Origin of the sequence: Dyadobacter soli, from assembly GCF_900101885.1 — a bacterium.
Classification (GTDB): domain Bacteria; phylum Bacteroidota; class Bacteroidia; order Cytophagales; family Spirosomataceae; genus Dyadobacter; species Dyadobacter soli.
In genome coordinates, this window is record NZ_FNAN01000038.1 from 1 (window position 1) to 18,207 (window position 18,207).

The window sequence follows — 18,207 nt, forward strand, 5'->3', positions numbered from 1 at the left end:
ACCTTAAAAAGGCATACGAGCTGGCATTGGAGCTCAGTAACATTTTCACGACTACAAAAGAAAAAATATACGGACTGACCAGGCTGGCTAAGTGGCACGAAAAGGTCAGGCAATCCGGCTTCAAATCATTCAATACCGTTGCCCGCTCGATTGAGAATCACTACAAGACCATTGTTAACTATTTTGATAACAGAAGCACCAATGCATCCGCTGAATCTTTCAATGCGAAGATCAAAGCGTTCAGGGCGCAGTTCAGAGGAGTCAGGAATGTAGAATTCTTCCTTTACCGCCTTACCCAGTTATATGCTTAATCCAAGGTGCTCCACAACATTTGGTCTTGATCCTCGATCCCTTCATTCAGCCGAGCGGTTCGATGTTCGATTCCGTCAAACGTTAAATTTTCGGGGAAGATCGAACCAATTATCTGCCTTTTTTTCTTCTAACGTGCCTGATTTATAGAGTTTTGAGAGATGTTCGAGTCCCGTGAGGATACGCCTCAGATATGCTCCTATTTCTGCTTGATCGTCAGAAAAGTCGTTGAGCTTAATTTCAAGTTCTTCAATTCGTTTTGTGCAATGCGATTTAACATGCTCAAAGTCTTCTGTTGCGATAAGCCCATCGACCAATTTGATTCGGGCATTTCGTAATCTTTCATTTATCTTGTCGAGTTCATCCACTAAACCACGACGCTCCTTTTCCCGGATTTTCGTCTGTTCCTTGTAGCTACTAAGCACCAGATCAGAATAAATTTTCATCCGGCCGGGACGCGGTACAAGCATGTTCAGTTGACGTTCGAATTTTTCATTTACGTCGTCCGCCTTAAATCGAACACCACACGACGAAGAACAATGATAATAGTAGTAGTAACTGCTTCTTCCTTTCGATGCGCTTCCTGATAGCATTCTATCGCATTTGGTACAACGTAAGAAACCCCGGAGTGGAAGGTTGTCACCTGAGACGATTTTTGGCTTTTGATATGGATTCCGTTTTCGTCCGGAAATCATATCCTGCACTAAATTGAACGTTGATGGCGACACGATTGGCTCGTGCAATCCCTTCACACGCTGTGCCTTTTCCTCTTCGAATTCGGGAATAAATATCTGTCCGCAATAAACCGGATTCCGGATTGCGAGCCAGAAGTTGTTTTTACTGCACTTTAATCCTTTTCTGACCGCTTGCCTCCATACTTGCTCTGTGTTAAACTTACCCAGTGCAAGTTCTTCAAACACCCATTTCATTATCGGTGCCTTATTTGTGTCAGGTTCAATTTTTTTTTCCGTCAAATGACCTGGCATTACGATATCCTATCGGGGCGGTGGCAACCCAGCGCCCTTCTTTCTTGGCGCGCCGCGTGTCGTGGAAAACATTTAATGCGCGACGGTCATTCTCAACTTCGGGCGCGGCTAAATAGAAAGCAAGCATGATCTTGTTTTCTGGGATCCGGATATCAAGTGGTTGTTCGATTGCCTGTGGTTCAATACCTGCTTTGCGAAGGACATTGATCATTTGGTACGCATCACCAGCGTTGCGACTGAATCGATCCCATTTTGTAAACAGAATTTGATCAATCCGTAGTCGTTTATTCTCCCTTAATCGGGTAAGTAGCATTTGCCACTTTGGTCGCAAGGATGTTTTTGCTGAATGGTCCTCGAGGATCACTTCAACAACTTCCACGGAATTGTATTTGCACCAATTTCGCAACCTTTCCTCTTGATCTCGCTGAGAATAGCCTTTTTCTGCCTGTTCATCGGTGCTTACCCTGACATATAGAATAGCTCTGGACATTGTCTTGATTATTTTGTTGACGAATTGCGCTTCGAACCAGAAGCTTTACGAAAATACTGATTAATAGCCAATGTGACCAGGTGTTGCATCGATTCCAGCATCTTTTCTGCCTGCTCGATAGTTATGTCTTCGCCGGTATCTTTCAGGTGTTTGACGGCATTTACTACTTGCTCATTGTTAAGTTCGCCTCGTTTTCCCATTTCCTCGTTCTTTTCTCCAAGCCATAATTTAGGCCTGCGATAACGGGGATCAAACACCCTTTCGATTTTCGAATGGGTCAACGCCGAGATGAACGTTCGGAAGAATAGCTTTCGTCATTCGCTCTTTGCGTGAGGAGCACAAGTTGTGGAGTATCCTACCCGCAACGGAACAAATGTCGAACTAAATGTTGATTGATTTGTAGAAGATATCGTCTTTAAGTGATTGTTAACCAGCGGTTTTTATGGGATTGGTATTGCCTTTGCAGGTTTAGCAATTTCTATCAGATGCCTGGGCTTGTTTGGTCTTGCTTCCTTTGCGGCTGAGCAGCGTACCAGGAACTAGACGAGTGTAAGGTCTTGATGGCAGAGTTCACTCAGGAGCATCAACATTGGGCTCACCAATCAGAACTAAGGTATCACCTATATCGGATGATAGACAGTTAAAAATGGTTTGTCTCAAATAACCTGGGTAATATGTGACAGCGCCCGCTCAAATGCGTCAAAACAGTTGATAGGTGAACCATCAATCTGTAAGCCTAGAGATTCACGTTGCAGTTGTTGCGTCAACTGCGGCGGGCGACAAATTGACCCCATTGCCTCAAAATCAAGGGATATTGAGACTGGGGAAATATACGTCGCTGGTAACTTATTTTATGGTAAATGAGAAAACACAGAACATGGCCGCTCTCCGATCTGTGAAAATTATTCGATTAGTACAAGGATAGACGACTTTTCTTTAAATTAGTTTGAGAAGAAGCTTTACAAAAATGCAGGTCAGAATTCTATACAGCCAACCCCGTGGCTCTTTTTCTTTTAATGTTTGGAATAGGCATTGCATTGCTCCTCATAACTTATGGCATGCAGGAGCCCGTCGGTTCGAATCCGATACGTTACACTTGATAATCCACTACTTACAAATAAAACGTAAGTAGTTTTTTTTATTTAGGTCGAACATTTTTAGTCATTTTTTCAATTTTTGCCTGGTTCGGTCGGCTCATCCACCACCGATTCAGTGTTTTTTTAGCTCAAAATTTCTCGCATTAGCAATTAGCATCACGTTTGTTCAATGTAATAACTATGCAAATATCTTGCATAACTGCCAGATGGCAGTTATCTTTATGACAAAAAGCTATTGTATGGATTTGGTCTTAGATACTGGTTTCTCGCATGACGGCTTCGAAGTCATTCAGCAAGCTCGGTCTGGCGTTGAGCGTGGAAAAGCTGATGAAATTGCTCATGTCATCGCCTTAACCGACAAGGAGCTTGCACGTATTTTGAACCTATCAGAGCGCACTCTGCATCGGCTTCGTCCCGATGCGCTACTGGACAATAATTCCTCCGAAAGACTACTCTTAATGGATCAGCTAATCCACCACGGGTTAGACGTCTTTGATCAAAGAGGGGATGTTCTGAGAAGATGGTTTAGAACCCCTTTGTCAGAACTTCATGGGCAGTCACCACTTACACTGCTTGACACAACAACAGGCTTTGCTATGGTACACACTGTTTTAGGGCGCATTGAGCATGGTATTTATGCGTGAGTTTCACTTTTCAGAACCTTTGTCGAATACTCACACGCTAGCGTACCGCCTCGTTAAAGAACGATTTGCTGACATACCGTTATCATCGGAGGGAGCGCGTAGATACGGTGGCAGATGGAATCCCGTGGGAATTGGAATTCTTTACACGTCGTCGAGCCCAGAGCTAGCATTGCTGGAACAGTTGGTTCACCTGCCGACCCTCGCCTACGAGGACCTTCCAAAATTGTTCTTGATTACCATGATTTTACCTGGAATCCCAACGCGCGCAAAGGATTTGCCTGAAAATTGGCGGGATCCGGCAAACTATCATCAAAACCATCAGCTATTAAAAGACTGGTTGAACCAACCGGATGTCATGTCGATAAAGGTACCTTCGGCAGTAGTTGCTGAATCACATAATTTTCTGCTCCATCCACTTCACAAGGATTTTGGTAATATCGAAATCTTGAGCATTCAGCCTTTTAACATTGATCCGCGTTTGTGGAACGTTAAAAATGGGTAGCGATAGGAGACCAAAATTTTATCTTATTACAATAGATTTGATCAACATCAAGGTTGAGCGGGAGAAGCCATCAAGAAACGCTCGAACATGTTCTGCAATGATCACCCCGGCGCAGTAAGGTCTAACACAGCAGCGGGTAAAGTTTGAGAGGATTATGGCCGGGATCCTTGTCAACGTCAGCGGCACTACCTTGGGATGAGACCTTACATGAGAAGCCGGAGGAGGTAAAATTAGGCTGATCTGTCGGAGCGGTGCTAACAACAATGGCCTGGTAAGGGATCTTGGGTGTAAATGGCTGGAAAAGGTTATAGCAAAAGCCGGATGGAGGCAGCCCGGTACTGGCGGTAGCTACGTAAGCATGAGCTGTATTTTAGAAAGAAGCTAGATGGGAGATTCGGATTGTGATAAACCAAATGCAAATTCTACCGTTATTTGACTAAAATATTTACCTATTGCATGAAAGTGAAAAAAATAAAAAATCGAATTGGCTATGTTACTATTATTTTAATTTTTGTAATAGGCATATTTTACTTCTTCAACCATAGGGAGTATTTAGATAAATCCGAATACTACGAGTTGACAAGACAATTAACGCCTGATAAGAAATATTATATCTACCACTATGCTAGATACGGTGGTATGGCTTTTTCAAGTGATATTACCGGATATAGGTTGCTAGAAAAGGAAGAACGTTTTGCTGAAAATGCAGGTATAGTGTCAAAATTAGAGGTCGACGATCTAGATAAATTCTATAATTCGGATAACAAGGCTATGGTTCTTTCCGCAGGTTTTGCATTCATCCCAAATAAAAGCGTATTAATTAAAGATTTTGGGGAAACGGGATACTTTTTAAGTATAAAGTAAATTCGTTTAAACTATTAACTCTTGCTAGGTTAGGTAATTATTAGGGGCGTTAATGCAATGTGCTTATTGGAAAAATACAAATCATAATGGTTTTGATTGGATTGAACCCTCATGACAAAGCCTAGAAAATTCCCTGCTGGTTTTAATACTATTTTTATGTTAACCAACAAAACACATACCAAGAGGGTACCGGCGCTTTTGAGAAAGTTCTTGGGAAAGTACAATCGATAGGAGAGATTACTGTGTTTGTAAGTTATTTCCAGTTATTAAGTATTCCTTATGTATAAGACGACTACCCGATTCTTAGGGGTTTTACTTGCGTTGATTGTAATGCTTGGAATTGGAGTTAATCTATTGCCGTCGGTATTTGGATTTATCTTATTCAGGGCTGACGATTACGGTGTTTTGAACGAGCAGCGTCGGGCGATCAACGCTTGGGTTTTTGAGAAGAAACAAACATCAGAAAACCACGACACAGATGAGTTAATCGTGTATTTCCCGTCCGAACAAAAATATAGATATCTTACGGTAGTCCCTGAACATCAATTAATAGGCTTGGCCGATCGGCCGGCTGATAACATTTGGGTGGCTCCTGGATCAAGGGTTGCTTACATGTTTCCGAATGGATCTTTCTTTATCCCACTAGATGGCCCGTATTTCGAATTGATATCTGAATTTGAATTCTCCAAAAATGTCATCTGGTTCAACACTTTTGACGATCTAAAGAAATTCGGCAGCCGTATTGTGATAAACCGGACTAGAACTGGTTTGTCTAGGTAGTCAGTCAGGAACGATAATTATCTTAGATACCCCCCGTTTTGTGACACATTTATTGCTGTTTATGCTGATAATTGTTGATACGTCTTCTTTCGAAAGATTTACAGCACCGGCTTCCAGTTCAGAGACGCTACCAACGTAGCCCACATGCGCTGAAAATTGACGCTGGCACCTGTCTCAAATAACCTGGGGGAAATGTGACAGCAACCACTCGTACATCGTAAAGCAGTTGACGGGTGAACCAGTGCCCTTCAATGCGTATTTTCTGTCGTGTAGTTGCCTGATCAACCGATCTATTTCCAGAGGTAAGCCATTCAAGATGTGTTCTTGTGAGGGAAGCTAAAAAGCTCTACGGCACCAAAGTTGACGTTAAAAAATTGTAGTTTGCTATTTGGGATCTACAATCATCTTATGGAAAGGGAAATACTGATATTCATTTTATCGCGCAGAAATAGAGTAAGCATCCGAACTCTGGTCCATTGGCGGGATCGTCATTATTGGGACGAAGTAGTTCAAGACGACGGCGAAGGGGTATCAAATATGCTATCTCTGCTTCTTCATAAAGGTTATTTGGCTTATGCCGAATTTGAAGACAATGCGTCAAGCTGGTGGGGATACTATGTGACGGATACAGGAATTGCATACCTTAACGAATAGATCTTATACTCCGACAAATGCATATAAGACACATGCACACGCTCCTTAAGAGCAATCCTCAGCAGCAAAATTAATTTCAAGTTTAGGTGTCCTAAATCGACTGGCCGTTCTTAATGGACAATTGTTAAGACAGGGGTATCCGGATGACCATCCGCAGAATTAAATTTGGTGTTAAAGCTGTCTCATCACACCTGCGTTTTTTGAAAACAGATGATATATCAACTTACTATATACTTAGTTGTACGAAAATTGTCTTAAATGGCTATCTCAAATTTCTATGTCTAATTATTTATTTTTGGTTGAATAAGTGAGACAACTGATATGATTTTTGGATACGCCAGGGTTTCAACCCAAGATCAGAATCTTAACCTACAAATTGACGACTTGAAAAAGTCGGGATGCGAGCGCATCTTTCGAGAGAAGGTGTCTTCGGTTAAAGAGCGGCCCGAGCTCAACAAGCTGCTCGACTCAGTCAGGGAAGGCCACTATCATTGTTTGGAAGCTCGACAGGCTCGGCCGGTCGCTGAAAGATCTAATCCATTTGATCAATGAATTTCAGCAAAGGAACATCGGCTTCCGGAGTCTGAACGATGCGATCGATACGACAACCGCTCAAGGCCGGTTAATCTTTAATATTTTTGATTCGCTCGCCGAGTTCGAGCGTGACCAGATCCGGGAGCGGACCAAAGCCGGTCTTTCCGCAGCGCGCGCCAGGGGAAGGATGGGAGGGAAGCCCAAAGGTCTGAGCAAAGCAGCCATGTCAAAGGCACATGCCGCCAAGGCACTCTACGACAAAAAGGACAAGACAGGGGAAGAGATCGGAAAAGTCTTAGGCATCAGCAGGGCCACGGTGTACCGGTACATCAAAGAGATCGAGCAGCAGCACCGCTCAGAAAATGAAAACAATCATCAGCACAAAATTTAAAACGATGCAGCAGACTGTCGCCTTTTTGTCCGAGTGGGGTAATGACGCCCTTGACTTTTCCAAGCGCGGGGTAGAAGTACCTACCACCCATTTCATCGTTACCGCAATCATACTTGATAAGGGAGACATCCCTTTTGCCAAACGGGTTATCGAGGCCGTGCGTGTCCGCCATTTCTCAGGTGGCATCCTGGATTCCGAATTAACGGGCAATAATCACGAAAAGCGGAAAGAAATCCTCGAAGATATTGACGAGGCACCGTTCAAAGTCTTTTCAGTAATTGTTGACAAACGGCAGTTGATAGGGGAGGGGCTGCGGTACAAAGGCTCGTTCTATAAATTCCTTCACAGCCTGGCAGATCGGGAGCTGTTCCGGTTGCTTCCCAACCTTGACTTGGTAAGCGCCCCGATTGGTGATAACACCTTCATGAAAGGATTTGTCAAGTATGTTGAGCAGAACCATATCCCCAATTTGTTCAATGAGTCGAGTTTTGGATTTACCGGAATTGAAAATGATGGGCTAGTTCAAGTGGCTGGATATATTGCCGACACACTTGCGCGTTGTTACGACGAGACGGTGATTACTGACCAGCGCGTCGAGTTTATCGAACTGCTTCGGCGCAAACTCCTATCGGTCCAGTATTTCCCAGACACATTCCGTACAAGTATAGCTCCTGCGCCCTCTGCTGGCGAGAATTTCAATGAAACGCTCGCCACATTAAGTACTAATCTGGCCAATGACTTTCTGCACCGCAAATCATTAAGTCCGGTTCCGCAGGTGAAGGACCAGGTAGCTGCTTGGGATACCTGCTATTTCATTTCAGGCATATCAATCCTACCCGATATATCACCAGCTTTGAACTAATGGAGCACATCAGGGCAAGGACGGGCAATAAAGTTTCATTACATTACTTTCAGACAAAGGTGATAGCCCAACTACGCGAGGCCGGCGTGCTGATCGCAAGTAGCTCTCGCGGGTATAAGCTGCCGGCCAGCGAAACCGACCTTGATGACTTCGTAAGCCATAGCAACACGATTATCTCGCCGATGCTATCAAGGGTCAAGCGCTTCCGAGACCAGGTGCACACAGCCACTTCGGGGGAAATCGATATCTTGGCTCACGACGAATATGCCTTAATACGAAAGGTTGTGGTTGAATTCTAGACTTAGCATCCATGGAATACAAATCCTTAGCAGATTTGATTAACGATTAGAAAGCGTGTAAAGCAATTTTCGAGCTTGCAACAGCTGGCTACGGGCCGACTGAATTTGGGCACGTGGAAGATTCTGAACTCGGCTATTTAACCTTATGGGAAAAATATGGAAGTAGGACTACGCGTCACATTCATATTAACCATGATGGCAGTATCGAGCACTATTACGGTATTTACAAAGAGGTGCTGATGGCTATCTAAATAAGATGGCTACTCCCGCTGAAACTCACGCAGCCGATAAAGCGATACTCGAGGGGAAAAAATACATAAGCGAAAAGTTACAAACGTATCTCTCACAAATAACATTACAAACACATCTTGCTGGATTTCAGGCACTGTCCCCGCGCGAACATGATGTCTTATATTACCTTTTAGAAGGCCTGATCGTAAAGCAAATCAGCGATCAGTTAAGGATGAAACAATCTACGGTGAGTACCTACAAGGAGCGTATAATGAACAAACTCGAAGCTGAAAACATGGTTGACTTGTATAAAAAAATGCATTGGTTCATTCAGTAAAGTAAAGAGAGTTCCTGTCGAGCGATTTGTAAAGAAACCCCATACATCAATGCATGAGGTTTCTATCAAATACGACTTCGGCATTTAGCGAGCAATAACAAGCCGGTTCACGCTTACCGTCCGGTCGGTATTTACCGCGCGGACCAGGTAAGTCCCGGCAGGTATGGCCGATACATTTATATTGTCACCATGGCTACTATCTAGCACAATCTTCGATTGCATAATTCTTTCCTATCCCCTTTTTGGTCGTTATTTCAATTGGAATAGGTATCCTCCTCTTCCCTGGTTATTCTATTTTGTTCACTTAAAACGAGATGTTTTCGAAAATGCAATATTGTTCGGGTTTTTATTATTGCAGCCTTGAAGATTCTTCCCGGTATTTCTATGCCGTTGCTATGAATTATATTACGCGGACCAGCCTGCAGGCACTGATGCAACAAATTGCAAAAACTACAAATGCTTCTATTTTAATATTCGGGCAGCTGAAAGGAAATTATTTTTAAATACCAGGGACAAGGATACCGTTGTTCGATAAATTAGGATTCACTAGTCCCGGGCGGTTTCTTAACTGTATATTAATATTAAATAAAATTGTATTTAATATTAATGAATTAACATTGCAGGGCTTCCACATAAAACAAACTATATGAAAAAATTTCTTCTATCGGCGGCACTTCTAGTGATCACATGTATTGCTGCCTGCACTAAACTAAACGACGAAATTCTCGACCCGGGTGCCACCTCCCTTGACCCTGCGGCTGTTAAAACATGGTTTGAATCCTCTGGGATCAAACCCGATAACAAGCCTGGGAATAAACGCGGTAAAGGAGATAGGTTCAGCAATCTAGAACCGATGTGGAATCTAGCAAAAACCGAACGGACAAAAGCCGGTGCCGAGTGCCTAGAAATTCCGTTAAAGTACGTTAATGAAACTAAATGGATGACCAATTTGGGAAAATCTGGTGTTAAAGACTTGCAAATTAGCCCTCCGAAGTTATGTATGGTTGTCTACGTGGAGAAAGGTGAAAAAGTGACTACAATCAAGGAGATTCGCGCTAGCGATGAATACAACCGCAAATACAGAGGTCGCATCTTCAAAGAAAAATTCAGCGGAAAAGTATTTGTTTGGAATTGGAGCGGAGACCTAATCGGCGGCAGCCTGTATGACAATGGCAAAAGGATAGGATCAATATCACCTGTTAAATCCGATAAAAACGCCCGCACGACGGAGCGTATCTGCACCACGAATACTACATGCGTTTGGTCGGCTGTTTGTTTTGATCACCCAGCGATGGAATATCCAATTATATACGAGACGTCGACTATTGGAGTTGGCTCGGCATGCAGTTACCCTGAATATGGACACGGCGACGGAATGTTCGGCTGTACACCGTGGCAGCAAACCTACAGCTATTCTTACACCGATTGCATTGAAATAGGAGATCCAGGTAACCCAGGAGGTGGGGAAGGCTCTGGGCCCGGCGAGGTGGATACGTTCGAAGGGTTCCCAACTAGCCCGGTCGATGGGCAACGATTTACATATACTAATCCAAATGGAAACAGCACAACTTTTACTTATAACGCGAGATTTAGATTGTGGATGATGCCAGAAGTAACGGCATTAAAAAATCAGGGTTTTGAATTGCAACAAATCGGAACGATGCCACCACACTCCAATGATAAAATACTCACAGCATCTGTATTGACTATAGCTCTGGTTGATCCTACTCAGATTGGTAAAGTTGTACTCGTTACTACGGGAGTAATATTTGCAGGTCTCTATATTTATAACCAACTTACGGTAATCGACTATCTTAGGGAAAACCCTAATACAGAGCATTGCATTAGTCTCTATACAAAATGTGCAACAAATACACCGTCTTCGCCTTGCTCCACCTGTCTTCAATTTTGTAACACACAAGGGTATTGGGACTTCAATAACTGCCCAAATGTAAATTTGGTACAATAGAGTACCCATAGCATTAAATAAGCCAAAAATGGACTTTAAAAAGCAATTTGACGAGCTCCTTGTTGAACTATATCGAACCAATTTCGAGAACGGCAATCTCAAATTGGAAAAGTTTGTAGGAAGTATTCCCGGAATCTTGGAAGATCCGGATCTTAAAAGAAGGATTTCGCAATTACATGCAGAATGTTGTGAAAAACAGGGAGATTTTAAGAGCGCGCTAGATATCTACCTGAAACTTTGGAATGATTATTCTGCGTTGACCCCAGGTTATCTGCCAGTGGGTTTGTCGATTACCCAACTTTACCTGAAATTGTCTGATATAGAAAACGCAAAGTATTTCGCGAAGCAAATGATAAAGGCAATGGAAACACACGGATATGAGAACCATGACCTGGCAGCTTGTATATACCTAGTGAGAGTTGCCTCGCCGTTCAATGAAGATGATTCGACCCTTCAATCATTCGTTGCTTATACAAATAAACAGCTTGGGGTGAACCTCGACGGGGCTCAACTCAAAGAGTTGGAAGAACTGGAAATTAAATTGCGGAATGAAGGTCGTTTGCTCACTCAAATTATGGGTGCCGCAGGTTCAACATCGAAAGAAGCAACAATTCAGAGTTTGGAAGAATTTTTGGAAAGCGCGGTTAACCCGACATTGCTCGAGGAAGCTAGCAAATTTTACGAATATTTAAAGCAAAGCTAGGACGTTCAGCGGAAGTATCGGGCACATCTATAAGATCAATCAATGTAAAAAGGGTCGGGAAATAGCTTCCGACCCTTTTTACTTATCCCTGCCAGTTATCCTTAGTCCTTCCTCATTAGCTTAGAGTCCGAACGCCGAATTAAAAGGCAAACGTTGTATAACTTAGAGTTATGTTAACTAGAGTTGCCTTAGCCGGTTGTACAATAATGCCCCTTCGATCACCTCCTCGCACAATTAATGGTATGGAGAGGCAACATGGTGGCTCATACAGTCCTATGGATGGAACTCCTGATGGAAATTTATCTCACATGCTTCGGGATATTGGCGGCGCCGTTGACGCAACATATAATACACTCGTACCGTTTTTAGCAGTACCCATGTCCGGCTCCGGCTGTCAAACCTGGAGTCAGCCGGGAAAAACCGATGATTTTTTTGCAGCTCGTGGATTTACGGCCTATGACCTAGATTTCTTCAATAACTCCAATCAGAACACGATAAAGAACTCATTGATTGCTCGTAGGCCTGTGATAGTTTACGGTTCCAATTGTAGCACCTGTTTAGCAAATATGCATATTGGATTATAGACGGTGTTCAGGAACTTCACGCCATCTTTCAGGACCAGCAAGGTTTTTGCTTTGAACACATTTCCGTATTGTACCAAATGAACTGGGGGTTGGACCGATGAAGAAGAAAACGAGGCGTGGTCCTCTTACACCGGAATTACAAGAGATGGGACGCTTTACAACAGCTCAAATATGAATGCTTATATAATTGCTCCAAACTAATTCATATGAAAGCGATCTTATTTCTTTGTCTGGCAATCATCTTAGCAGGGTGTGATAAGGACACACCGGAACCGAAGGGCGATGTTTTTTTGAATAACGCCGACGGCCGATGGATCTTATCGGCCTATATTACTGGAGGAAAGAGCGTTTCCATCGATCAAACACCTGAGAAACGTCGCTTGGTTATCGAAAGGGATATCGTAAAACCTGATAGTAGTTACGGAAGTAGTATTTTCAAAGCGGGTAACAGGTACTACAGGTTCTCTTTTCTTAACTTGGAAGGAGATAGGAAATCGTCATTATTCTCAATCCAATACAGTTCAGACTATGACAGCGAAAGGAAACAGGATCGTCAGTGGTTTCGAATAAATGAGGATACGGGATTTTTAGTCACATTGGAAGTTGATGTTCCAAGAGGTATAACACAGCGGATACAGGTTAGTAATATCATAAAAGGCACAAAGTACCAAGCGGATCAAGATACACTTAAGTATATTTATATTCCTAAATTTAATTGACAACGGGAGTCATAGGCACAGGGCTATGACATACAGCTCCCGTTGTATAATTTAACATAATGTTAAAATTATATGTAGTCGTGTCCTTGCGTCTTGACGATCTTGTTATAAATCCCCAGCAGCAGGAAAGGTGTAGCCCACTGGCCTACAAAGAGCGCAGTGTGCTTATGCCCTGCGATTTTTAGCCCTAGTGATATGCCCATTGATGCCAGTGATGACCACAGAAACACATCTGACGGCAGCTTTGCTGTTTGCTCTTCGATCGCCTTGGCAACAGTACCTTCGTTATGGCCTGTATTTTTCGTTACGTCCATGTTTTTAGTTGTTAGTGAAGGCATAGGCGTTAAAAAACCTGTTCCAACCCAAGGATACCACCGCAGTATGTCACCTGGACATTTGCGCGGGGCATTAGTACCTGGAAAAAGCGAGCCGATAGTTCCGGCAGATTTTGTGCTTTATGCGCTCCATTGGACCTACTACTCACTACCATGGGAAATAAGACGCTTTTAGTCATGATCGACGATGATACGGACGAGCACGAAATCTTTAATATGGCTATCGAGGATTTGAAAGAAACCATCGACTGCCTGTATTTCACAGATTGTGAATCTGCTGTTGCCCACTTCTCACGGGCCGGTGCAGAAGCCCCCTCCCACGTTTTCATTGACCTGAAACTGCCGCGGCTGAATGGTGAGCAGTGCCTGGCGAAGTTGCAGCAAATTGTCAGTTCGATGACCCGTTCACTGTCGTATACTCTTCATCGATCCCTGATGATTTAAAAGAGAAGCTGGCGCGTTCCGGCGTCGATAAGATCATGCAGAAAACTGACTCGATACCCGAACTTGCACAACAGATCCAGCAAGTCGTCGAGATGCATTAGAGTTAAGCCCGGTGCGCGCCAGTGATTCTGAGCATTTACTGCTCATTTTTCTTGTGTTTGAAGAACTCCCTGGCATTTCTGAGCCCGGTTGCAATGGCAACGCCTTCTTCGGCTCCGTCCAGCAGCAGGGCGTTGGCTATTTCGATAGCCTTTTCGCGGATTTTCTTTGGCTGGTTTTTATAGGACGGCGGGTAATCCCCATTGTACCAAGGCATAATAATAAGCGGTTAAGGTTTAAACCAATTTATTCGCTGTCAGCGCGATCTGTGGACTAGCAAAAGATGCTCCAGCTGGAGAATAGGTAGTTGAAATTGCAAACCTGTCAGCAAGTCACTGCTGCGTTTGCCTTAAAAGCTTCTTGACAGTATCACGAAGGGGATGCGTAGCCTACCCGACGACGCAGCTTTTGGGTATGTAACCCCAATAGCGAGTTCCGCAGCAATCGGGGTGGTTTCCAGTCACTGTTTATAACTATTCTAAGTTTACTTAACTTATTTACTCCTTTTACCTTCTCTGACTTGAAGACAGGAAAAATTAATTTTTGGTCTCCATAGCGCTGAAAATGTAACCTGATGGTACAAAAAACGCACTTTCTAAATTGACTATTGGCATGACTTTGTTAGGATTTGAGGTCAAATATCAAACCGCACCCAGCTCATGAAGATGTCAAACAAATGTACTTTTCTAATTGCAGTTGTTTTGTTTGTGCTTTGCTTACTTGTGAAATATACCCACCATTCTTTTCCGACATCCAATCAGCTCACTAAAACGAAAAATCCAATGTCAGACGACAGCTCGTCGGCTGAGACTGTCATTAGTCCACATATGACATTGACTGCCAATAGACGCTAATAGCTGTGAGCAGCAGACATCGTTCAATTCCGAGTTACATTCCTATCAGGTCGAAAGATGCGCGTCAGTGCTGAGTTTTCTTATTGCTCACTTTTTTCGTGTTTCAAAACTTCGTTCGAGTTTTCAACCTGGTGGCGATAATTACGCAGCCCATGGCCAACGTTGCAGGACAATGGAAAGAAAAATTGAAATGGTAGGGCGGTTGGTCAATATGCATAAAATCTGCATCTGAACGGTTGCATGCGGTAACTTACCTTACAGCACAGTCGCTCCCAAGTTCGCTGGATCTGATTAAAAACGGAAGTGATTGGTTCCAAGCTAGTAATCTATCCGTTGTTCGAGCGTTTTTACGAGCCACTTAACCTACATAAAGTTGAATATCTCACAGCGGCCGGATATGCCATGGCGTATTTCGGTTTGCCGCGATACAGCGATGACCTTGATCTCTGGGTGAATCCATCGCAAGCAAATATGTCTCGGCTGTCATCTGCGCTAATTGGTCTTGGCCGGAACCTTATCATGGACGCGATCCTAAAACATAATCCCGGCGACGGCAGCATGAAATTCGGTACCAACCCTATGGCCGTGAATGTACATCTAAGTCTGCCTGAACTCGCTTTTGAAACGGCATATGCTAACCAGGAGGTAATACAGATTTCTGATCTTATAATACCCTTTATTTCAAAACACGATTACATTGTCAGCAAATTATCGTCTGACCGGATACAAGATGTAACTGACGGCAAAATCATTCAGTCATTAAAAGGCCGCTAATTCATTCGCTCCCTGTTGTCAATTCTTATGTGATGGACACAAGCAATGTTGCACTAACTGTGATTTCACTCTATGCGACGCGACTTATCAAACAAGTGAACATGAAGGGGAAATTGAAAAGCAGCCTGATTTTTGACGAGTTTCCTACCATATTTCTTAACAATATTGATGGTTTAATCGCCACTGCGCGGTCAAATAGAGTAGCCACCACACTTGGCGTTCAGGACGCATCCCAGCTTCGCAAGGATTACGGCAAAGAACTGGCTGAGGTCATCGTCAACATCACGGGGAATGTGATCAGCGGGCAGGTTTCTGGCGATACTGCAAAGCATCTTTCCGAGCGGTTTGGCAAAATTCAGCAGGGGCGCACGGCACTTTCGCACAATCGCTCTGATACCTCGATCAGCAAGTCGATCCAGCTGGACCATGCCGTTCCCGCCTCCAAAATCTCGTCTATGAGCTCAGGTGAATTCATAGGTCTGGTCGCAGACAACCCGGATCAGCAAATAAACTTGAAAGCGTTTCACAACCGCGTCTTGAACAATCATCAGTCTTTAGCGACGGAGTCAGCGGCTTATAAGCCAATCCCGGTCGTCAGACGGGCGAATGCAGCGATCATCAAAAAAGGTTTTCGAGCAGATTAAGGATGATGTGCGCGAAATCATTGAAGCTGAGATAGCCAGTATCAAACAGGATCCAGCACAGAAACACCTATTGGTCGAAAAGAAAAGATAAAACGCCTGACGAGCAGCACTGGCAAGGATCCTACTGTTTCTTGCCTCGGGTTGTAGCGAAAATTTTCTTGACCTGGCGCCTGTTTCGCAGCTCAATGGAAACAGTTTTTATAAAACCGAAGCGGATATTAAAAACGCCCTGACCGCTACATATGGTGCATTGCAAGCACCTGGCATTTATTATATGATCGGCGACCTGCGTTCGGACGACACGTGGATCCCAAATCCAAATGCGGGAGCAAATTTGCAGGAGGTCGACGAATTTAAAAATAATGCCTTCAATACGATCAGCAGTTCCACCTGGAGTTCAAACTATCAGGGCATCCAATCGGCCAATATTGTCATTGACAAAATTGCAGATGTGCCGATGGAAACTTCCGTCAAGGCTCGCTATATCGGAGAAGCGAAATTTTTGAGGATGCTCATGTATTTCAACCTTGTCCGTACTTTCGGTGACGTTCCACTGGTATTGGAAGTGATTAACAACCCATCAGAACAGAAGGGACGCTGCCGGGAATGTCTATGTGCAGATTGTCAGGGACTTAAAAGAAGCCGGGCGGTATTGCCCGAGCAACTCGCCAGCGCGGAGATTGGACGAGCTACCGGGGGGCAGCGACGGCGCTAATTGGCAAAGTTTATCTGACCCTGGGGCAGTGGGACCTTGCTGTGCAAACATTGAAAGCGCTCGTCGACATGGGGACTTACCAGATCCTGCCCAATTATGCCAACCTGTTCGGCGCTTGGAACGACAATAGCAGGGAATCTATTTTTGAAGTACAATTCAAAAAGGGCTCGTCTGGCGAAGGAAGTCCTTACACAAACCAGTTTGCTGGGATCGGATCATGTACAACGGTGACAGGGCTTGGCAATCCCCTGGGACAAAACATTCCTACCGATGCGATTGCGGCAGCTTACGAAACCGGGGATTTGCGAAAAAATGCGTCGATGCAAACCACTTATACCCTCAACGGCAATACTGTTACACACAACTATGCTCTGAACCGGTTGATCGTATTATGGTCAGGATAGCTCATCGAGCTCAAAAACCGCCGGGCGGCCCGCGATGAAATAGATGCTCTCTTTACAAGCTGCTTCCAGCTTGAATAGATGTTGCTCACATAACCGTAAACAAGCACTTTTTAGAAGCATCTGCGGATGATAGCTCGATGATCCGATCGTGTGATAGGCAGCATGAAGCGGCTCCAAACTGATGCTATTGATCACATCGTTGACCACCCGGCAAGCATGATCTTTGGAGATTAACTCGTCTAAACTTGGAGAGGCAGCATTAATTGCTGCTGATTATAAGGCTTGAAGGTGGGTTGTTGTCGGGCCATCGATCCTAGATTGCTAATACCTAAAGATAATCAATCGCAGAAAATCAGCCAAAGCTTTAAAACAAAGAAGGTGCCTTTTTGAGACACCCTCTTCGTACCCGTAGCGGGACAAATGTCGAACCAAATGTTAGGTGATCTAAAAAGGTTGTCTGATATAAATGGATGAAAATGGAGTAACGTTTTGACCCATAGGATAGCGTAGGGGAACGCTATGTTGTCTTAATTAGTCTGGAACCAATACATATTCGTTTACCGAATTTCCGGTTTTTCTGCTTTCTGCCGTGCGTTTCAATTCCAGCTGATTCTCGCTCGGCGGTACAGTTAAGTAAAACTCCACATTGCCGCTCGTAAGGCTCGGCGGGGGGCTGAGGTTTTCGAGGATCAGGCGGTTGTTGTCGGTAGAGAGCGACCAGGTTCCGGTCAGTTTCCTCCCGTCCAGGTCGGTGAACTTTGCCTGGTCTGGTGCGGTCAGGTCGAGGCGGAATAAGGTGTAGCTCGGGCGGATGTTGGCTGCGCTGCCTTCTGAGTACACTAATTGCCCGTTTTCTTTCACGGTTTTCGCTTTCCATATCTTCCCGATATTGATCGGTTCGACTTTCTTGGGCTGGCAGGCGGCTATCACCGTGAGGCAGATAAGCCAGGTTAAATGCTTTTTCATATCAATGATTTTTATCC

The 18,207-nt window shown here is 44.1% G+C and carries 23 protein-coding genes and 1 pseudogene; 16 read left to right on the forward strand and 8 right to left on the reverse strand.

From position 1 onward, the window contains the following. A partial coding sequence (locus BLQ88_RS35740) for a transposase (protein WP_143017018.1) occupies positions 1-311 on the forward strand: 311 nt, incomplete at its 5' end. 75 nt (positions 312-386) lie between these two features. Here BLQ88_RS35740 and BLQ88_RS37090 read toward each other — a convergent pair. The 3 genes from BLQ88_RS37090 to BLQ88_RS35750 are packed head-to-tail and all read right to left on the reverse strand — an operon-like array spanning position 387 to position 1,985. Continuing rightward, positions 387-1,283, reverse strand: a complete 897-nt coding sequence (locus BLQ88_RS37090; RefSeq protein WP_218132989.1) for a recombinase family protein — start codon at positions 1,281-1,283, stop codon at positions 387-389. After that, positions 1,264-1,785: a recombinase family protein gene (locus tag BLQ88_RS37095; RefSeq protein ID WP_218132990.1), complete on the reverse strand. Its 522-nt coding sequence runs from the start codon at positions 1,783-1,785 to the stop codon at positions 1,264-1,266. Before BLQ88_RS37095 ends, BLQ88_RS37090 begins: the two co-directional genes overlap by 20 nt. 8 nt (positions 1,786-1,793) lie before the next feature. After that, entirely contained in the window at positions 1,794-1,985 is a 192-nt protein-coding gene (locus BLQ88_RS35750) for a hypothetical protein (protein ID WP_090157833.1), read from the reverse strand. Positions 1,986-3,088: 1,103 nt separating this feature from the next. Here BLQ88_RS35750 and BLQ88_RS35755 point away from each other — a divergent pair. From BLQ88_RS35755 to BLQ88_RS35815, 11 genes and pseudogenes are all read left to right on the forward strand, one after another. Beyond that, on the forward strand, positions 3,089-3,526 hold the full coding sequence (locus tag BLQ88_RS35755; RefSeq protein ID WP_310590168.1) for an Xre family toxin-antitoxin system antitoxin: 438 nt from the start codon (positions 3,089-3,091) through the stop codon (positions 3,524-3,526). Then, positions 3,519-4,028 (forward strand): RES family NAD+ phosphorylase, encoded by a 510-nt coding sequence (locus BLQ88_RS35760; RefSeq protein ID WP_090157811.1) that lies wholly within the window; start codon positions 3,519-3,521, stop codon positions 4,026-4,028. The genes BLQ88_RS35755 and BLQ88_RS35760 overlap by 8 nt, the downstream gene beginning before the upstream one ends. A gap of 456 nt (positions 4,029-4,484) precedes the next feature. Continuing rightward, on the forward strand, positions 4,485-4,892 hold the full coding sequence (locus BLQ88_RS35765; RefSeq protein WP_090157812.1) for a hypothetical protein: 408 nt from the start codon (positions 4,485-4,487) through the stop codon (positions 4,890-4,892). A gap of 279 nt (positions 4,893-5,171) precedes the next feature. After that, a complete protein-coding gene (locus tag BLQ88_RS35770; protein WP_090157813.1) occupies positions 5,172-5,672 on the forward strand; it encodes a hypothetical protein in 501 nt (166 codons plus the stop codon). Positions 5,673-6,647: 975 nt separating this feature from the next. Then, positions 6,648-6,987 (forward strand): annotated as a pseudogene (locus tag BLQ88_RS37485) (recombinase family protein); the annotation flags it as partial. Between the two features lie 96 nt (positions 6,988-7,083). Continuing rightward, a complete protein-coding gene (locus tag BLQ88_RS37490; protein WP_310590169.1) occupies positions 7,084-7,251 on the forward strand; it encodes an HTH domain-containing protein in 168 nt (55 codons plus the stop codon). Further along, entirely contained in the window at positions 7,223-8,113 is an 891-nt protein-coding gene (locus BLQ88_RS35785; RefSeq protein WP_090157815.1) for a DUF3800 domain-containing protein, read from the forward strand. Before BLQ88_RS37490 ends, BLQ88_RS35785 begins: the two co-directional genes overlap by 29 nt. Positions 8,114-8,668: 555 nt before the next feature. Continuing rightward, positions 8,669-8,980, forward strand: coding sequence for a response regulator transcription factor (locus BLQ88_RS35795; RefSeq protein ID WP_090157817.1), 312 nt, complete (start codon positions 8,669-8,671; stop codon positions 8,978-8,980). A gap of 646 nt (positions 8,981-9,626) precedes the next feature. Then, positions 9,627-10,949, forward strand: coding sequence for a hypothetical protein (locus BLQ88_RS35805; protein WP_090157819.1), 1,323 nt, complete (start codon positions 9,627-9,629; stop codon positions 10,947-10,949). A gap of 28 nt (positions 10,950-10,977) precedes the next feature. Further along, positions 10,978-11,652 carry a hypothetical protein gene (locus BLQ88_RS35810; protein ID WP_090157820.1) on the forward strand — a complete coding sequence of 225 codons (675 nt, stop codon included), beginning with the start codon at positions 10,978-10,980 and terminating at the stop codon, positions 11,650-11,652. A gap of 790 nt (positions 11,653-12,442) precedes the next feature. Beyond that, the gene (locus BLQ88_RS35815; protein WP_090157821.1) at positions 12,443-12,955 is read left to right on the forward strand and encodes a hypothetical protein; all 513 of its coding nucleotides are present in this window, start codon (positions 12,443-12,445) and stop codon (positions 12,953-12,955) included. A gap of 68 nt (positions 12,956-13,023) precedes the next feature. Here BLQ88_RS35815 and BLQ88_RS35820 read toward each other — a convergent pair whose 3' ends face one another. Continuing rightward, the gene (locus BLQ88_RS35820; RefSeq protein ID WP_090157822.1) at positions 13,024-13,269 is read right to left on the reverse strand and encodes a hypothetical protein; all 246 of its coding nucleotides are present in this window, start codon (positions 13,267-13,269) and stop codon (positions 13,024-13,026) included. A gap of 174 nt (positions 13,270-13,443) precedes the next feature. Here BLQ88_RS35820 and BLQ88_RS35825 point away from each other — a divergent pair, with 174 nt between their 5' ends. Then, positions 13,444-13,734, forward strand: a complete 291-nt coding sequence (locus BLQ88_RS35825) for a response regulator (RefSeq protein WP_090157823.1) — start codon at positions 13,444-13,446, stop codon at positions 13,732-13,734. Between the two features lie 136 nt (positions 13,735-13,870). On the opposite strand, the gene BLQ88_RS35830 is transcribed toward BLQ88_RS35825, so the two are convergent. Then, positions 13,871-14,050 (reverse strand): DUF2188 domain-containing protein, encoded by a 180-nt coding sequence (locus BLQ88_RS35830; RefSeq protein WP_090157824.1) that lies wholly within the window; start codon positions 14,048-14,050, stop codon positions 13,871-13,873. Between the two features lie 940 nt (positions 14,051-14,990). Between BLQ88_RS35830 and BLQ88_RS35835 the strand changes: the two genes are divergently transcribed. The 3 genes from BLQ88_RS35835 to BLQ88_RS37320 all read left to right on the forward strand — a co-directional run bounded on the left by BLQ88_RS35835 (position 14,991) and on the right by BLQ88_RS37320 (position 16,820). Then, positions 14,991-15,461, forward strand: a complete 471-nt coding sequence (locus BLQ88_RS35835) for a hypothetical protein (protein WP_143017019.1) — start codon at positions 14,991-14,993, stop codon at positions 15,459-15,461. A gap of 32 nt (positions 15,462-15,493) precedes the next feature. Beyond that, positions 15,494-16,105: a TraM recognition domain-containing protein gene (locus BLQ88_RS35840; protein WP_229213009.1), complete on the forward strand. Its 612-nt coding sequence runs from the start codon at positions 15,494-15,496 to the stop codon at positions 16,103-16,105. Between the two features lie 163 nt (positions 16,106-16,268). Continuing rightward, on the forward strand, positions 16,269-16,820 hold the full coding sequence (locus BLQ88_RS37320) for a RagB/SusD family nutrient uptake outer membrane protein (RefSeq protein ID WP_229213012.1): 552 nt from the start codon (positions 16,269-16,271) through the stop codon (positions 16,818-16,820). A 364-nt stretch (positions 16,821-17,184) separates the two neighbouring features. Here the strand turns inward: BLQ88_RS37320 and BLQ88_RS37730 are convergent, their stop codons facing one another. The 3 genes from BLQ88_RS37730 to BLQ88_RS35850 all read right to left on the reverse strand — a co-directional run bounded on the left by BLQ88_RS37730 (position 17,185) and on the right by BLQ88_RS35850 (position 18,190). After that, a complete protein-coding gene (locus tag BLQ88_RS37730) occupies positions 17,185-17,229 on the reverse strand; it encodes a hypothetical protein (protein ID WP_510185997.1) in 45 nt (14 codons plus the stop codon). Continuing rightward, entirely contained in the window at positions 17,216-17,431 is a 216-nt protein-coding gene (locus BLQ88_RS37735) for a hypothetical protein (protein ID WP_510185996.1), read from the reverse strand. The genes BLQ88_RS37730 and BLQ88_RS37735 overlap by 14 nt, the downstream gene beginning before the upstream one ends. Before the next feature lie 324 nt (positions 17,432-17,755). Then, on the reverse strand, positions 17,756-18,190 hold the full coding sequence (locus tag BLQ88_RS35850; protein WP_090157826.1) for a hypothetical protein: 435 nt from the start codon (positions 18,188-18,190) through the stop codon (positions 17,756-17,758). Positions 18,191-18,207: the final 17 nt, after the last annotated feature.

Bases quoted from the DNA above. Each gene is read 5' to 3' on its own strand.
- BLQ88_RS35850 (WP_090157826.1), bottom strand. From the start codon at position 18,190: ATGAAAAAGCATTTAACCTGGCTTATCTGCCTCACGGTGATAGCCGCC.
- BLQ88_RS35840 (WP_229213009.1), top strand. From the start codon at position 15,494: ATGGACACAAGCAATGTTGCACTAACTGTGATTTCACTCTATGCGACG.
- BLQ88_RS35820 (WP_090157822.1), bottom strand. From the start codon at position 13,269: ATGGACGTAACGAAAAATACAGGCCATAACGAAGGTACTGTTGCCAAG.
- BLQ88_RS37095 (WP_218132990.1), bottom strand. From the start codon at position 1,785: ATGTCCAGAGCTATTCTATATGTCAGGGTAAGCACCGATGAACAGGCA.
- BLQ88_RS35785 (WP_090157815.1), top strand. From the start codon at position 7,223: ATGAAAACAATCATCAGCACAAAATTTAAAACGATGCAGCAGACTGTC.
- BLQ88_RS35765 (WP_090157812.1), top strand. From the start codon at position 4,485: ATGAAAGTGAAAAAAATAAAAAATCGAATTGGCTATGTTACTATTATT.
- BLQ88_RS35810 (WP_090157820.1), top strand. From the start codon at position 10,978: ATGGACTTTAAAAAGCAATTTGACGAGCTCCTTGTTGAACTATATCGA.
- BLQ88_RS35750 (WP_090157833.1), bottom strand. From the start codon at position 1,985: ATGGGAAAACGAGGCGAACTTAACAATGAGCAAGTAGTAAATGCCGTC.
- BLQ88_RS35805 (WP_090157819.1), top strand. From the start codon at position 9,627: ATGAAAAAATTTCTTCTATCGGCGGCACTTCTAGTGATCACATGTATT.
- BLQ88_RS35815 (WP_090157821.1), top strand. From the start codon at position 12,443: ATGAAAGCGATCTTATTTCTTTGTCTGGCAATCATCTTAGCAGGGTGT.
- BLQ88_RS35770 (WP_090157813.1), top strand. From the start codon at position 5,172: ATGTATAAGACGACTACCCGATTCTTAGGGGTTTTACTTGCGTTGATT.
- BLQ88_RS35830 (WP_090157824.1), bottom strand. From the start codon at position 14,050: ATGCCTTGGTACAATGGGGATTACCCGCCGTCCTATAAAAACCAGCCA.
- BLQ88_RS35760 (WP_090157811.1), top strand. From the start codon at position 3,519: ATGCGTGAGTTTCACTTTTCAGAACCTTTGTCGAATACTCACACGCTA.
- BLQ88_RS37490 (WP_310590169.1), top strand. From the start codon at position 7,084: ATGTCAAAGGCACATGCCGCCAAGGCACTCTACGACAAAAAGGACAAG.
- BLQ88_RS35825 (WP_090157823.1), top strand. From the start codon at position 13,444: ATGGGAAATAAGACGCTTTTAGTCATGATCGACGATGATACGGACGAG.
- BLQ88_RS35755 (WP_310590168.1), top strand. From the start codon at position 3,089: ATGGCAGTTATCTTTATGACAAAAAGCTATTGTATGGATTTGGTCTTA.
- BLQ88_RS35795 (WP_090157817.1), top strand. From the start codon at position 8,669: ATGGCTACTCCCGCTGAAACTCACGCAGCCGATAAAGCGATACTCGAG.